Origin of the sequence: Acinetobacter sp. 251-1, from assembly GCF_030329305.1 — a bacterium.
GTDB classification, from domain to species: domain Bacteria; phylum Pseudomonadota; class Gammaproteobacteria; order Pseudomonadales; family Moraxellaceae; genus Acinetobacter; species Acinetobacter piscicola_A.
Map to the genome: position 1 here is coordinate 189548 of NZ_JACANS010000006.1, position 15515 is coordinate 205062.

General features: G+C 35.8%; 14 protein-coding genes and 1 pseudogene. 13 read left to right on the forward strand and 2 right to left on the reverse strand.

What is annotated here, in order from left to right; translation table 11 throughout:
• Positions 1-367 precede the first annotated feature (367 nt).
• The 6 genes from HX129_RS06670 (at position 368) to HX129_RS06695 (ending at position 6198) form a co-directional block, all read left to right on the forward strand.
• Complete coding sequence (locus HX129_RS06670; RefSeq protein ID WP_174492994.1) at positions 368-1312, forward strand: hypothetical protein; 945 nt, start codon at positions 368-370, stop codon at positions 1310-1312.
• An 80-nt stretch (positions 1313-1392) separates the two neighbouring features.
• Positions 1393-1926: a GTP-binding protein gene (locus tag HX129_RS06675; RefSeq protein ID WP_286433205.1), complete on the forward strand. Its 534-nt coding sequence runs from the start codon at positions 1393-1395 to the stop codon at positions 1924-1926.
• A gap of 773 nt (positions 1927-2699) precedes the next feature.
• Entirely contained in the window at positions 2700-4115 is a 1416-nt protein-coding gene (gene glnA / locus HX129_RS06680; protein WP_171457446.1) for a type I glutamate--ammonia ligase, read from the forward strand.
• Between the two features lie 84 nt (positions 4116-4199).
• Positions 4200-4475, forward strand: a complete 276-nt coding sequence (locus HX129_RS06685) for a hypothetical protein (protein ID WP_130072808.1) — start codon at positions 4200-4202, stop codon at positions 4473-4475.
• A gap of 111 nt (positions 4476-4586) precedes the next feature.
• On the forward strand, positions 4587-5504 hold the full coding sequence (locus HX129_RS06690; protein ID WP_130072807.1) for a tyrosine recombinase XerC: 918 nt from the start codon (positions 4587-4589) through the stop codon (positions 5502-5504).
• A gap of 313 nt (positions 5505-5817) precedes the next feature.
• Positions 5818-6198, forward strand: a complete 381-nt coding sequence (locus HX129_RS06695) for a hypothetical protein (RefSeq protein ID WP_180044919.1) — start codon at positions 5818-5820, stop codon at positions 6196-6198.
• Here the strand turns inward: HX129_RS06695 and HX129_RS06700 are convergent.
• Positions 6146-6784, reverse strand: a complete 639-nt coding sequence (locus HX129_RS06700; RefSeq protein ID WP_286432990.1) for a GNAT family N-acetyltransferase — start codon at positions 6782-6784, stop codon at positions 6146-6148. The two genes, HX129_RS06695 and HX129_RS06700, sit on opposite strands and share 53 nt — an antisense overlap.
• A 588-nt stretch (positions 6785-7372) precedes the next feature.
• On the opposite strand from HX129_RS06700, the gene HX129_RS06705 reads away from it, so the two are divergent.
• The 7 genes from HX129_RS06705 to HX129_RS06735 all read left to right on the forward strand — a co-directional run bounded on the left by HX129_RS06705 (position 7373) and on the right by HX129_RS06735 (position 15336).
• Positions 7373-8125 carry an electron transfer flavoprotein subunit beta/FixA family protein gene (locus HX129_RS06705; protein ID WP_130072805.1) on the forward strand — a complete coding sequence of 251 codons (753 nt, stop codon included), beginning with the start codon at positions 7373-7375 and terminating at the stop codon, positions 8123-8125.
• 17 nt (positions 8126-8142) lie between these two features.
• Complete coding sequence (locus HX129_RS06710; RefSeq protein WP_286432989.1) at positions 8143-9075, forward strand: FAD-binding protein; 933 nt, start codon at positions 8143-8145, stop codon at positions 9073-9075.
• 502 nt (positions 9076-9577) lie between these two features.
• A complete protein-coding gene (locus HX129_RS06715; RefSeq protein WP_286432988.1) occupies positions 9578-9979 on the forward strand; it encodes a hypothetical protein in 402 nt (133 codons plus the stop codon).
• Positions 9980-10291: 312 nt separating this feature from the next.
• Entirely contained in the window at positions 10292-10783 is a 492-nt protein-coding gene (locus tag HX129_RS06720; RefSeq protein WP_130072802.1) for a DUF2147 domain-containing protein, read from the forward strand.
• Positions 10784-11221: 438 nt separating this feature from the next.
• A complete protein-coding gene (gyrA, locus tag HX129_RS06725; protein ID WP_286432987.1) occupies positions 11222-14221 on the forward strand; it encodes a DNA gyrase subunit A in 3000 nt (999 codons plus the stop codon).
• Positions 14222-14386: 165 nt separating this feature from the next.
• Positions 14387-14851, forward strand: coding sequence for a hypothetical protein (locus HX129_RS06730; protein ID WP_130072800.1), 465 nt, complete (start codon positions 14387-14389; stop codon positions 14849-14851).
• A 26-nt stretch (positions 14852-14877) separates the two neighbouring features.
• A complete protein-coding gene (locus HX129_RS06735) occupies positions 14878-15336 on the forward strand; it encodes a hypothetical protein (protein WP_286432984.1) in 459 nt (152 codons plus the stop codon).
• A gap of 29 nt (positions 15337-15365) precedes the next feature.
• Here HX129_RS06735 and HX129_RS06740 read toward each other — a convergent pair.
• A pseudogene (locus HX129_RS06740) lies at positions 15366-15515 on the reverse strand (IS5/IS1182 family transposase); the annotation flags it as partial.

Genomic DNA, 15515 nt, shown 5'->3' on the forward strand with positions numbered 1-15515 from the left:
AAATATGATTTAAAGGATATTTTTCAATCGTATTTTGAGTTATCAAAAATGATATGCTGAATAAGGAGCAAGTAATAGATGTATAAATATGATTTCATTCAAAATGGTTAAAGATGTAGATTATATTTTAAGGTCTAAAATAGTTTAAACTTTGATCTGAATTTAGATGACAAATCACTTGAATTTATGTAAAAATCAATTTTGTATATGATGCTATCGGTCAAATTGATAAAACTTTAATTAAACAATTTATTAATATATGGATATACATTGTAAAAAAGAACAGATTGATGATTTTTCAATGGTTATTTTTTGCATTTTTATTTAAAAATGATAATATCGTCACATGTTTTTAGGGGAAGAATTTGTGAGAGAAGAAGTAAAAATAGCAATCTTTGGATTAAGTCTAAATGTATTAGAAAGCCTAAAACAAAAAATTCAGGCGCTATATGACGAATCCATCCAGATCAATTGGGTTAATATTGCAGATCCACAATTAGACATACTTTTGGTCAATGATATGTTTTTTGGCTCACCCACTATTCAAAATTTAGTCGGGAGTCAGCGAGTTGCTTATTTACGTTTGGTCAACAAACAAGATAAAGCAGGAATGATTGAAAATGATGCTCTATATTTACCATTCTCAGCATCGGATGATATTCGAGAATGGTTTAAAGCGCGCTATTTAGGTACCCCTTTAAAAACATCTAATCAGGATATTCGTGTAGTTAAAACTTCCCAAACTACTGATATAAATAAATTAATCAAAGAGTTGATCGATCAAAGAAATAGTAATATTCAGGTTTTTGATCATCAAGGCAATATTGCACTCATTAATATCCGTAAAGAGCAAGTATGGGTAGACCCAGAACGTAAAACCAATAGCACAGACAATTCACTCAACTATACTTATGCAACGATGCAAAAAGTGCAAAGTGTAGATTCAACGCAAGGTCAAGATCTAAAAAATTGGTTGTGGAATTTATTGTGGAATTCACCGCAATTATTAAAAGAGCAAAATGTAAATACTTTTTATAAATTAAAGTTTTGGCCACAACCGCAATCTGCTTATGATCGACAAAATGTATTTAAAATAGCAGCATGTTTTGAAAAAGGTGCGAGTATCAGCCAAGTTGAAAAAAAATTAGAAATTAAACTTTCTATTATTCAACAATTTGTGGCTGTTGCCGTTTTGATCGATGCTGTAAAAGAAATTCCTGAGACAGATGCAAAGTTAGTCCTTAAAACTGAGAAATCTGAAGGCGTATTAAAAGGTTTCTTTGGTAAACTCAGACGAAAACTCGGTCTATAAGATATATTAAAGTTTTATAAAAATTTTAATTTAAAAATTAAAGTTGTTAATCGTCCATGAATTGGACAAGGGAGAAAAAATTGATCTTACAGAAATACAAAATTGTATTTGGTGGTACTATGGGGGCAGGTAAGACTGAAGCCATTAAATCACTTTCTGAGGTTTCAGTACTTTCAACTGAAGCATTAAATACAGATCAAGACGCACATACCAAGGCTTTAACAACGGTAGGTATTGATTATGGCGAAATCAAACTCGAAGATGGGGTTGTGGTTGGTTTGTATGGTACGCCAGGGCAAGACCGTTTTGATTTTATTTGGTCAGTGATCTGTAAAGGTGCAATTGGTGCAATAGTATTGATCGATCATTCACGAAAAAATGCCTTAGATGATTTGAAATTCTATCTTGAATCTTTTAAAGCACATGTGGGAAATATTATTGTCGGTATTACCCATGTGGATGAAAATCCGCAAAGTCTATTAAAAATTTACCGTGATTTTAGTGAGATGGAAAATTACGATTTGCCAATTTTTGCAGTTGATGCACGTAAAAAAGATGATGTCTTGTTTGTGGTTGAAGCATTGATTGCACGTGCTGAAATTGAAATATCCTAAGTGTGTAAACAGTTAAAATAATATTGTCGGGTTTGTGGTTTGTGTTTTGAGTTGTGATTTATAACGAAAATGTTGCATTAAAACCCGATTTTTATTTAAATGGTTATGTATAAAAATAACAAAAAATATGATTCTTGAATGTGTGAAATTACACGATCTACATGAAAAAATAATCATGCAATTTTAAACAATATTTTAAGAATAAATGTCATAAGGTATTTATCATTTAATTTAACAGATACGTTATATATTTAGCTGTGCACTTTTGAATGCTAACGATGCTTGTTGTATAAGATTTAAATCAGGAAAAAAGCCAAATTTTTTCATGATCAATTTTTGTAAGCATCGTAATTTTTTTGTCTTATGTATCGAAACATTATCTAATGGGCGTAAAAGTTCATTGTTCTAGCGTGATGCTCTTTTTTGTCTAGGATTTAGAGTAAATATTTAAGTTATTCTTTGCATAAAGTACGATCAAAAGTATGATAATTGGATAAAATGAGCACCAAGATAATACACATATAAATAATTGCACAATAATAGTGCAATTAAAGGCGGCATTAAATATTTAAAACAAAGAAGTGTGTATGAAGATGGTGCATTTATAAATACGGCTTGTATAATAGTACGGGTATAAACAAATTAAAGCGTATTTTCTGATAAGGAATTCAACCTTTTAGCAAATATTCTTGAAGTTGGTATGGTAATTGCTTTATTAATACTAACTACTAACACGCACAATCACATGTGCAACAAAAAATCATCGGAGCAAAATGAGCATGGCGAACAAGGTCCTACAACTCATCCAAGAAAGTGGCGCAAAATGGGTCGATTTTCGCTTTACTGATACTAAGGGTAAAGAGCAACACGTAACTTATCCTTCGGATAGTATTGATGAAGATACTTTTGAAGACGGTAAAATGTTTGATGGTTCTTCAATTGCAGGTTGGAAGGGTATTGAAGCATCTGACATGATCTTGCGTCCAGATCCAGAATCATGTTTCTTAGACCCATTCTTTGCTGAAGCAACTGTTGTTGTAACATGTGATGTTATTGAACCTTCTACAGGTCAAGGCTATGAACGTGATCCACGTTCGATTGCTCGCCGTGCTGAAGAATATTTAAAATCAACAGGTATCGGTGATACTGCATTTTTTGGTCCAGAACCAGAGTTTTTTGTATTCGACGAAGTGAAATGGGACATTGACATGTCTGGCGCACGTCATACATTAATTGCTGAAGAAGCAGCTTGGTCAACAGGTAAAGACTATGAAGCGGGTAACTCTGGTCACCGTCCACGTGTGAAAGGTGGTTATTTCCCAGTTCCACCTGTTGATTCTTCACAAGATATGCGTGCTGAAATGTGTGCTCGTATTGAAGATATTATGGGACCTGGTCGTGTAGAAGTACATCATCACGAAGTTGCATCTTGCCAATTAGAAATTGGTGTAAGTTTCAATACTTTAGTTCGTAAAGCGGATGAAGTACAACAGTTCAAATATGCAGTTTGGAATGTTGCGCACCAATTTGCAAAAACAGCAACCTTTATGCCTAAACCAATGGTAGGTGATAACGGTTCTGGTATGCATGTTCATATGTCAATCTCTAAAGATGGTAAGAACTTGTTTGCTGGTGATGAATATGCTGGTTTGTCAGAAATGGCACTCTACTTCATCGGTGGTGTAATCAAGCATGCTCGTTCATTGAATGCGATCACAAACCCTTCTACAAACTCGTATAAGCGTTTAGTGCCACATTTTGAAGCACCAATTATGCTTGCTTACTCAGCGCGTAACCGTTCAGCTTCTATCCGTATTCCTTACGTTTCTAGCCCTAAAGGTAAACGTATTGAAGCACGTTTCCCTGACCCAATGATGAACCCGTACTTAGGTTTTGCTGCATTGTTAATGGCTGGTCTTGATGGTATTCAAAACAAGATCCATCCAGGTGAAGCTGCTGATAAGAACTTGTATGACCTTCCTCCTGAAGAAGAAGCAAAAATCCCAACAGTTGCACATAGCTTAGATATGGCGCTTGAAGCTCTTGCTGCGGATCATGATTACTTGTTGAAAGGTGGCGTGTTCACTAAAGATATGCTTGATGCATATATCGAGCTTAAAACTGAAGAAGTTCGTCGTTTAAATACAACAACGCATCCAGTTGAATTTGATATGTACTACAGCTTGTAATTCATAAGAATTATGCTTGTAAAAAAGACCCGCCTTGTGCGGGTTTTTTTGTATGATAGGTATATAAGAGATTGATGGATTGAAATGGCACAACGTAAAAAACATATTGGATTTTTCCCATGGATTGATTGTAAAGACCATGAAAAAGGCTTTAAGCTGAATTTTTCTGAAGTGACTTATTTTGAAGTTGGACGTACTATTGAAGGGTACAAACAGGCTGAATTTGTTGCGTTAAGAAACCCTGAACTTGCTTTGAATTTTGATTATCCAAAAAGTTTTTACATCAGTGCAGATGGGATGATTTTAGTGAAAACACCACAAGGTAAGTTTGAGGTGATTGCAAAAACAGATAGTGCATAATTTATTTTTTGCATATGTTTTTATTGAAGTTATTATATTGATGAATATATGAATGCCAGAAAATGAGTGTTTTCGTTCAGTTTATGCAGGTTTAATTTCACAGGATGATTTATGCAATATGGTGCAATGCAACTGCTTTCCATGTGGATTAAAGATCGGCAAGTGCAAAATCAATCTGAACATACATTAGATGCTTATTTTCGTGATGTTTCAGGTTTTATTGACTTTTGTTATATGCGACACATTGAGCTTAATCAAATTGAAGCAGCGGATTTACGAGAATACCTCGCTTATAAAGTCGAAAAAGATCAATTAACTTCAAGCAGCCTACAGCGTCATCTGAGCTCGATTCGTCAGTTTATGAAATGGGCAAAGCAAGGGCATTATCTGGAAATGAATCCTGCGGATGATTTGCAGCTAAAAAGACAACCTCGACCATTGCCCGGTATGATTGATATTGAAACGGTCAATCAAATTATGGATCAAGCAGCCCCTGAAAAACCCTTAGAAAATCAATTATGGGTGCGTGATAAAGCCATTTTAGAGTTGTTGTATTCTAGTGGTTTACGTCTAGCAGAAATACAAGGTTTGAAAATTCGAGATCTTGATTTTAATCGACAACTCCTTAGAGTGACAGGGAAAGGTAACAAAACACGTATTATTCCTTTTGGAAGTAAAGCCAAACAAAGTTTGATTGATTGGTTGAAAGTTTATCGAATTTGGCAGGGAGAATTTGTGGCTGAATCTGCACTGTTTATTAGCCAAAAAGGAAATGCAATCACCCCGAGACAAATTGAAAATAGAGTAAAATATCAAGCACATCGTGCAGGAGTAAATGTAGATTTACATCCGCATTTATTACGTCATTGTTTTGCGAGTCATCTATTGTCAAATAGTGGTGATTTACGTGCAGTGCAAGAAATGCTTGGACATAGTAATCTTACTACGACCCAAATTTATACCCATATTGATTTTGATCGATTAGCACAAGTTTATGATCAAGCACATCCAAGAGCAGTTAAAAAGTAGCTTTATATACCGCAATAAATGTGCAAATGACAAATTTTAGTTAATTAGAAGAGGGTGAAACTCTAAAATACACTGTCTCTTACAATTTACATGAATGCAGATTATTTGGCATTCTTTGAGTGTAAACTGAAATAGCAATAAAAAATCAAAACTTATATGACTAGACAATATGCTTTGCATCTTTTATCAATAAAAAAGCCAAAAGGATAATTGTATTTTGTGGCGCTCTATTGTATATGTTTTAGGCAACGTGCGATGTGCACGATTTTTTCCATTTTTAAAAAAAGATGTTGAACATGTACTGGGTAATAAAATGATTCCTGAGCTTGAGCAAAAATATCAACAATTGACTGAAGCGCAAAAAGAAATTTTTCGTGGCTATGGATTACGTCAAGTTAAACATTTTGTGGAATTTAGTCTTCCGAAAATTGAGGCGACTTTACCACAACAAGGAAAAGTCCTAGGAATTAATGCGGAAGGTAAAGTGCAAGCATTAAATACTGAAACTCAAGAAGTATATTTATGGATTTCTGATCAACAATGGCAAGCAGCAAAAAGTGTGTCACAGCATGTGGATGCAAAGGAAGATTTTTTAGCAGTTTGGCAGATATTTGATTTAGAGCATCAAGATTTAATTTCACTCAGTCATATTCACCGAGATTTTTTAGCGGCTCAAAGTAGTTCTTCTTATTAGCATCTGTTTTTGAATATACAATTTCACTCTTGTTTGAGCGGAGTATAAATTCATGTCGTGTGATCGGATACAAGACATGTTGGGAAAGTCGATGGTTTTTTGCCAAGGCAGGATGATCAAAGTCATATAAATAAGTCATACCTAAACGTTGCATAACTTTGGCAGAAGCAAGATTAAGATGTGCTGTAAAAGCCACTACAGTATCTAGGTTTAATATTTCAAATGCAAAAGCGAGGCATGCTTCGGCGGCTTCGGTTGCATAACCTTGATGCCAATAGTGGTGTGCTAAACGCCAACCGACTTCAACACATGGGGAAAAGCTAAAGCGTTCGGGTTGTGCATGTAAACCAACAAAACCAATAAACTGTTGAGTTTGTTTTAACTCAACTGTCCAAAACCCCCATTGATTGTCCTGAATTAAATTATGAAAGCATATAGCCAATTGTTCACTTTCATCTGCTGTTAGGCATTTTGGAAAATATTGCATGACTTTGGGGTCAGCATTTAATTGTACAAAAGCTGGAACATCTGAGCGTTGCCATTGGCGTAAATATAAACGTTTGGTTTCAAGCTGGTAAGTCAACATTTTAAAATGACCTAAATGATTGTAGGTGTAAAAATATTTTACAGTAACTGTGCAGTAGCATGAGCTTAATCCTGTAGGTCGATCAAAAAAACAACTTTTTTGCATCAGATGAAGGTAATTTATTGAAGATATTTCGTTGTTTATCTAAAAGAATGCGGAAAATTAAAAAGAAAGTTGTGAGCAAACGTAAAAAATATTTAAAAAAATACCTAAATTTTCAGTTTTATATCTTAAATGACAATTTTTGATAAGCTGAATCAGTAATTTTGAGTGAAATTTTTTTTAAGATCATTTATTGGTTTTATATCTTAAGAAAGTTGAAAATAGCGTGATTGAAAATTTATTAAACCTTAAAAATCAATATTTAAAATTTTATTGAATAATAGCTAAAACAAAGAGAATTGTTTGAAAAAAATATTTTTGAACTGTGCGTTCAACTATTTTTACGCTTTTTTACATCACTTTAGTGAATTGTGACTTGACCGAAATGCCAAACACATTGCAAGATAGGACACCTAAATAATTTTAAATGAAGGGTTATGATAACTCTTCTTAACATTTACATTTGCTAAAACAGCCGAGGATTACATGAAGGCTCTTGTTGCTGTAAAACGTGTGGTTGATGCCAACGTTAAAGTTCGAGTTAAACCGGACAATAGTGGGGTAGACCTTACTAACGTTAAAATGTCAATTAACCCATTCGATGAAATCGCAGTGGAAGAAGCGGTTCGCTTAAAAGAAAAAGGAACTGTTTCTGAAATCGTTGTGGTTTCTATTGGCCCTAAAGAATCACAAGAACAAATCCGTTCTGCGATGGCGTTAGGTGCGGACCGTGGTATCTTGGTTGAAGCTGATGATAGCCAACTGGGTGCTTTAGAAGTTGCTAAAATCTTAAAAGGTGTTGTTGAACAAGAACAACCACAACTTATCCTTTTAGGTAAACAAGCAATTGATGACGACTCTAACCAAGTTGGTCAGATGCTCGGTGCTTTACTTGGTTCAGGTCAAGGTACATTTGCTTCTGAAGTTAAAGTTGAAGGCGACAAAGTACAAGTAACACGTGAAGTGGATGGCGGTTTACAAACTGTTGAACTTGCACTTCCAGCAATTATTACGACTGACTTACGTTTGAATGAGCCACGTTATGCTGCGCTGCCAAACATTATGAAAGCACGTAAAAAGCCGCTTGATACGAAATCTCCTGCTGATTATGGTGTTACTTCAACGTCTAAACTTAAAACAGTTAAAGTTGAACCACCTGCAGAGCGTAAAGCTGGCGTACAAGTGAAATCTGTAGATGAGCTTGTTGAAAAATTAAAAAATGAAGCGAAAGTGATCTAATACAGAAGGATAAAATCATGAGTATTTTAGTTATCGCTGAGCACGACAATAAAGCACTTAACGGTGCAACATTAAACGTTGTTGCTGCGGCTCAAAAAATCGGTGGTGATATCACTGTATTGGTTGCAGGTTCTGGTGCTCAAGCAGTTGCTGATGCTGCTGCTAAAGTTGCTGGCGTAAGCAAAGTATTACTTGCTGATGATGCTGCTTATGCAAATCAATTGGCTGAAAACGTGGCTAAACTCGTAGCTTCTATCGGTGCGGGGTATACACATATCCTAGCTGCTTCTACAACGACGGGTAAGAACATTCTTCCACGTGCTGCTGCACTATTAGATGTAAGCATGATCACTGACATCATCGCTGTTGAAGGTCCTAAAACTTTCAAACGTCCAATCTATGCTGGTAACGCGATTGCGACTGTTCAATCTGACGAATCTATCGTTGTTGCAACTGTACGTGGTACTGCTTTTGATGCTGTTGCAAGCGACGGCGGTTCAGCTGCTGTTGAAGCAATCGCTTCTACAGGTGATGCTGGTATTTCTAAGTTCATTTCTGAAGAAATCGTGAAATCTGAACGTCCAGAATTAACAGCTGCGCGTATCGTTGTTTCAGGTGGTCGTGGTGTGGGTTCTGGTGAGAACTACCACAAAGTACTTGATCCACTTGCTGATAAGCTTGGTGCTGCTCAAGGTGCTTCACGTGCTGCGGTTGATGCTGGCTTCGTTCCTAACGACATGCAAGTTGGTCAAACAGGTAAAATCGTTGCGCCTGACCTATACATCGCTGTCGGTATTTCTGGTGCGATTCAGCACTTGGCGGGTATGAAAGATTCTAAAGTGATCGTAGCGATCAACAAAGATGAAGAAGCGCCAATCAATGCTGTAGCTGACTACTGGTTAGTCGGTGATTTGAATACTGTAGTTCCAGAGTTAGTTTCTAAACTTTAATTCTGAACTTTAAGTTTCAAAAAAGACGCTCTTAAGATATTAAGGGCGTTTTTTATTTAAATTAAAAATAGATAAGTTCAATGAACATAAATTTAAAATTTACACAAGATCATATTTTTAAAAGAATCATTGTTTTTCAATCAGCATTGTTCGTGGGCATGATGATGCTCATAATGGTCTATGCTATGACAATAAACATGGCGGACGATCGCTTCGGTATGATTGTTTTTTCCATATTCGGTATAATATTGGCTTGTACGGCTTGTCTTTTACTGCGAGATGCTTTTAGAAAAGATCGATCTAAAAAATATTGTCTACATTGGAGTCCTTGGATTGTGGTGTGGATTTATTGGGATTAATTATTTTAATTCTTGTTTATGTGCTGTTTGGACTGAACGCTCTCATTGTAACTTTTGTATATCGATTGATTTTTGATGGGCAAAATATTTTAAAAAAATTGGACTTACAGTTCCTGTAGGGGGATAAAAAGAGGATAAATAGAATGAAATGTCATAAGTGCAATGCTGAAAATATCAATGAAGCAGTCCGATGTGGAATCTGTGGTGTACGCTTAAAGCATCAGCAAGCTTTTGATGATTTCACAGGGAGTCATATCCGATCTTTAAACCGAGGCAAACGACAAAAGCAGCATATTTTGAATCAAGATGCGGGTATAAAGCCATATCAACATTCAAATTCGAATCAATCGTTAAAGAACGAGCATAAAGCTAAAAATGAAATAAGAAAACTATTTGATATAACACAAGAAAAAATTTTACGGGCACAAGGTAGATTTGTGGAGCATCCATTAAAAAATAAGAAGGTATTTATTTATATTGTGTGGGCAGTGATCATTTTTGTATTGGCAATTCTTGATGGAATGAATAGTAACGCTATTCCCTAAAGTATAAATGCGTGATTGAAGCAAAATATGTTTTTTATGTTTATAGAAAAATAATGGCTTAAATCAGAACCTTTGATATTTGATGCTAAAACACAGAATATTTTTAAAGAAAAAATACTATTGCTGCTCAATGGTGGAGCATGTATTTAAGAGAATAATTCTAATAAAAATTATATGAAATGTGTTTTAAATAATGAAATATCTAAAAGTAATCAGTGATTTGTTTTAAAAAACAATTGTATTTTATAAGGCGATAAGTAATATAAACCTTGCTTCCAGAGAGGAAGAGTAATAATTCTTATAGGACATAAGATGAAACAGAATATTTTAAAAAAAATTGCTTTAATTGCTTTATTGGGAATGGGGTTGTTCGCACAAGTCTATGCTGCTAGTCCATTGGTGGGGTATTGGAAAAGCGTAGATGATCGCACAGGAGAGGCGTTGTCTATTATTGAAATCAAAAAGTTAGAAAATGGGACGTATGGCGGATTTATTGTCCATCGTTTTGCTGCTCCAGGTGGCGTGCCGTTGACACATTGTACAAAATGTCCTGAACCTTATAGAAATAAACCTTTAATCGGTATGCAGATTTTATCTGGTTTTATTGAAGATCCTAAAAAGCCAAATAACTTTATCCATGGTAAGGTTTTAGAGGCAAAGAGTGGTAAGATTTTTGAAGGAAAAGGGCAATTGGTTGCAGATGGTCGTCGCTTACGTTTAAGGGGTTTTATTGGGGTATCTATGTTAGGGCGTACCCAAGTGTGGGTTAAAGTGAATGACCCTCAAGCAGAGATTAATAAATAATAGGTTATTGATTTAACAGTGTTCAGCCTTCTAAATTGTCTGAATCAAATAATTTAGAAGGTTGATTTTTCACCGCATTTAATTTTTGGCTCAATTGCCTTATTTTAGCTCTAAGATTTAAAAATAAATTTTATTACCTGAGTCCATAGAGAATTTTTTTGACTTATAAATTTTTAAAATATGAATTTTCCAATCATTTTGTCAGACTTTTTTATGAGGCTTTTGCTGAATTAATTTTATGATTGAAATGGACGAAAGATTGTCATTTAAATGCATAAATTTAACAAGATTTAGCGCTATTTAAAGCCACAAAAAGTGAAGTTTTTATGCTATAATTTTCGGCTGAATTTTAGATTTTGACTTATATTTTTAGGTCAAATTTTTGCAAGATTGACGATATAAATCGAGTAACTTTGTTGCTTGAAATAAGGAGTATGCATGAGCGTATCGGAAACTAGACCGATTGCCATTGAGGATGAACTCAAGCACTCATATCTAGACTATGCGATGAGCGTTATTGTCTCACGTGCATTACCAGATGTTCGCGATGGTCTAAAACCTGTTCATCGTCGTGTGCTATTCGCTATGCACGAGTTAGGCAACGACTATAACAAAGCGTATAAAAAATCTGCCCGTGTTGTCGGTGATGTCATCGGTAAGTATCACCCGCATGGTGACTTTGCTGTTTATGAAACAATTGTTCGGATGGCGCAAGATTTTAGTTTGCGTTATCAATTGGTAGACGGTCAAGGTAACTTCGGTTCGGTTGATGGTGACAGTGCTGCGGCAATGCGTTATACCGAAGTACGTATGCGTAAATTGACCCATGAAATGTTGGCTGATTTAGAAAAAGATACAGTCGAATGGGAAGATAACTACGACGGTTCTGAGCGTATTCCTCAGGTGATGCCGACGCGTATTCCTAACTTGTTGATCAATGGTGTTACAGGTATTGCAGTGGGCATGGCCACCAATATGGCGCCACACAATATGACGGAAGTCATTAATGCGTGCTTGGCATATGCAGAAAATCCTCAAATTTCAATTGAAGGATTGATGCAACATATTTCTGGTCCAGATTTCCCTACAGGTGGTATTATTTATGGGAAATCAGGCATTGTAGATGCTTACCGTACAGGTAAAGGACGTTTACATATTCGTGGTAAATATCATTTTGAAGAAGACCAAAAAACGGGTCGTACCACAATCGTCTTTACTGAAATTCCGTATCAGGTCAATAAAGCAAAAACCATTGAGCGTATTGCTGAATTGGTGAAAGAGAAAAAACTTGAAGGGATTTCAGAACTTCGTGATGAATCTGACAAAGAAGGGATGCGTATTGCAATCGATTTAAAGCGTGGAGAAAACGCTGAAGTGATTGTAAACAACCTATTCTTAAATACACAGCTTGAAAATTCATTCAGTATCAACATGGTTTGTCTTGATAATGGACAACCTAAGTTAATGAATTTGAAAGATATCATTGCGGCATTTATTCGTCATCGTCAAGAAGTGGTAACACGTCGTACGATGTTTGAATTGCGTAAAGCACGTGAACGTGGTCATATCTTAGAAGGTTTGACTGTTGCTTTAGCCAATATTGATGAAATTATTGAAACCATCAAGACTTCGGCAAATCCACAAGAAGCACGTGAACGTTTGCAAGCGGGTGAATGGGCAGGGGGTAATGTACTTGCCTTGCTTGAAAAAGCGGGTGCAATTTCTGTACGCCCTGAAGAGATTGAGGGTGAAGATCCAAATCGTCCATTTGGTTTAGATGGCGCAATTTATCGTTTATCACCTGCACAAGTTGGTGCGATTTTAGAATTACGTTTGCATCGTTTAACGGGTCTTGAACAAGATAAGTTACAAGCGGAATATTCTGAGATTCTAGCGCAAATTGCTGAACTTACAGCAATTTTAAATGACTTTAATTTATTGATGGGCGTGATTAAAGAAGAACTTGCTTTGATCTTGCAACAATATGGCGATGCTCGTAAAACAGCAATCGTTGAGTCACGTATTGACTTCTCTCGTGAAGATTTAATTCCAGAAGAGCAAGTTGTATTGACTGTTTCTAAAACAGGTTATGCGAAAACTCAACCATTGTCAGACTACGCTGCACAGCGTCGTGGTGGACGTGGTAAATCAGCAACTTCGATGAAAGAAGACGATTATATTCAACATTTAATCGTGACATCGAACCATGCAACCGTGCTTTGTTTTACCAATGTCGGTAAGGTTTACCGTCTGAAAGTATTTGAAGTACCGCAAGCTTCGCGTGGTGCGAAAGGTCGTCCGATGGTGAACTTATTGCCATTGGAGGCTGAGGAAACCATTACAGCAATTCTTCCTGTGATTGATGCACCGAAGAAATTTACTGAGCGTTTAGCTGAGTTTAGAAGTTTTACGCGTGCCAATGTTGCGAAGCTTCGTGAAAATTCAGTCATTGATTCGCATTATGAAGCATTGAAAGCTGCTTTTGCTGAATTGGGTGAAAACCCTGATGATTTGTCTGATGCTTTACGTAAGCAGTTGAAAGAAATAGGTTTAGAGCTTTCAACAACAGATGTACAAGATGATTTAATTGCAGAATTTGCTGAACGTGTTGAAAGTGTTCGTAAAAACTTCTATGTGTTTATGGCAACCGCTTCAGGTACAGTAAAACGTGTTGAATTAGAACAATTTAGTAATGTTCGTTCAAATGGTTTACGTGCTATTGAGCTGAAAGACGAAGATACCTTGATTGGTGTTGCAATTACGGATGGTGAACAGCAAATTATGTTGTTCTCAAACGAAGGTAAGGCAATTCGTTTCTCTGAAACAGATGCGCGTGTGATGGGACGTACTGCGAAAGGTGTTCGTGGTATGCGTGTGACATTAGCAGCTGCACAAGCGGATGAAGACGTAGAAACAGATGTAGATTCTGAAGATGAAGATTCTTCAGATTCAAGTTTCGTGAGCCGTATTGTTTCACTCGTTGTTGTTCCTGAAACGGGTGAAGTATTATGTGCTTCTGCCAATGGTTATGGTAAACGTACTTCTGTCGATGACTTCCCAACCAAGAAACGTGGTGGGAAAGGTGTTATTGCCATTAAGACTTCTGAGCGTAATGGTGAATTGGTCGGTGCTGTAGCAATTGACGTCACCAAAGAGGTGATGTTGATTTCTGATGGTGGTACTTTAGTGCGTACTCGTGCTTCTGAAATTGCACAAACAGGTCGTAATGCACAAGGTGTTCGTCTCATCCGTTTAGGTAATGAAGAAATCTTGGTTGGCGTTGTTGCGGTTGAAGCGGTTGAAGAAGATGAAGAAATTTTAGAGTCAGTTGAAACCATTGATGGTGAAGCATTAGTGGATCAAGAAAAGCTGGTGATTGATGAAACAATCATGGAAGAAGGTGACACTGATTCTATTGATAATGACATTGATGAGTAATTTGTAGTTATTGAGAAAGGGCGCTGCGGCGCTCTTTTTTATTGCATATCACTTTAAATATTTATCATTTTAATTTATAGATGAGTTTTATTTGTAGTTATATCTGTGATAACTTGGTTGCTTAATGAAAGTTAAATGCTTTTATGAAAATAAACTGGGATTTGAATGAAGAATATTTTAATTATTTTGTGTTTAAGTTTGCCATTAATGGCGTGTGAAAAAGTTGGCAATGCGGTGCTTGAAAAGGCAATCGGTGAAATTCCAGAAAGTAGTGCAGTACAAGATGCTAAGGCGCAACAACTCTTTACGGCATTGGTTGAAAAAAATGAGATTAAGGTTTATCAGTTAGTCGAACTCGATGTTCATAAATTATTAAATAATAATCCACAAGTGCTGCCAGAAATTTTTGAAATAATGCCTGACCATGTGATTGAGCCAAAAGAGGTGGTGTATCGTGCAAAAACAGTTGATTTAAAAGTAGGTAAAATATTTTCAGTGACTTATTATTATGATTATCCTGACAAACCTATTCGTTTTACGGTGATATTTAAAGGGCATGAGGGCGGTGCAAAAGTATTAGGACTTTTTGTGACACCCGATCAAATACAACAAGTCACTGAAACAGAATAAACAAAAGAAATGACTTAGCTAAAAATATGAATAATGAACAGATAGAAAAACCAGATGTGAAAGGAGAATTAAAAGTCATTTTTGTTATTTTATGCGCGATTATTTGGTTTACTGTGATGTTTAGTGAATATCGTAAAGCATATTTAGCTGCATTAACTGAATATGAAATCAGTTATAAATTAAATTGGACATTAGAAAAAGAATTAGAAGTTGAAGATCTTATTTTTAGTTTCCACTCTAAAAAAGGTAAAACGATAAAACCTAAAGCTCCAGAACTCATTGTTAAAAATAAAAAAACTGGACAAACTCTAGTGAGTCAACAATTTAGTTTTTTTAAAATTAATCGCCCTGAACTAAAGTTAATCTCTGATGCTGAATATTCTATAAGCTATCCTGAGTTTTATTATAGCCCTGATTATAGTGTGATGTTGAAACGTAAAAACTTATATTGGATCAGCAAAGGGCTTTGTTGCACAAAGATTTGAAATGCAAAGCGCCCCTAATTGATCCAAATTTAAGGCGTAACTTGGGTAAGTGGGCGACCTAATTCCGTAAATCTGTTAAGGACTGCTACACGTGCATGGATCTCATTCACCTGACTAGGAAAGCTTCTTGCCATTAATTTATCGCCTAATAATTTGATGCAATGCATCTTGGTTTCCAC

Excerpts from the sequence above, each read along its gene's own strand:
- HX129_RS06695 (WP_180044919.1), top strand. The coding sequence starts at position 5,818 with ATGATTCCTGAGCTTGAGCAAAAATATCAACAATTGACTGAAGCGCAA.
- HX129_RS06710 (WP_286432989.1), top strand. The coding sequence starts at position 8,143 with ATGAGTATTTTAGTTATCGCTGAGCACGACAATAAAGCACTTAACGGT.
- HX129_RS06690 (WP_130072807.1), top strand. The coding sequence starts at position 4,587 with ATGCAATATGGTGCAATGCAACTGCTTTCCATGTGGATTAAAGATCGG.
- HX129_RS06685 (WP_130072808.1), top strand. The coding sequence starts at position 4,200 with ATGGCACAACGTAAAAAACATATTGGATTTTTCCCATGGATTGATTGT.
- glnA (WP_171457446.1), top strand. The coding sequence starts at position 2,700 with ATGAGCATGGCGAACAAGGTCCTACAACTCATCCAAGAAAGTGGCGCA.
- gyrA (WP_286432987.1), top strand. The coding sequence starts at position 11,222 with ATGAGCGTATCGGAAACTAGACCGATTGCCATTGAGGATGAACTCAAG.
- HX129_RS06720 (WP_130072802.1), top strand. The coding sequence starts at position 10,292 with ATGAAACAGAATATTTTAAAAAAAATTGCTTTAATTGCTTTATTGGGA.
- HX129_RS06730 (WP_130072800.1), top strand. The coding sequence starts at position 14,387 with ATGAAGAATATTTTAATTATTTTGTGTTTAAGTTTGCCATTAATGGCG.
- HX129_RS06700 (WP_286432990.1), bottom strand. The coding sequence starts at position 6,784 with ATGTTGACTTACCAGCTTGAAACCAAACGTTTATATTTACGCCAATGG.
- HX129_RS06735 (WP_286432984.1), top strand. The coding sequence starts at position 14,878 with ATGAATAATGAACAGATAGAAAAACCAGATGTGAAAGGAGAATTAAAA.
- HX129_RS06715 (WP_286432988.1), top strand. The coding sequence starts at position 9,578 with ATGAAATGTCATAAGTGCAATGCTGAAAATATCAATGAAGCAGTCCGA.
- HX129_RS06705 (WP_130072805.1), top strand. The coding sequence starts at position 7,373 with ATGAAGGCTCTTGTTGCTGTAAAACGTGTGGTTGATGCCAACGTTAAA.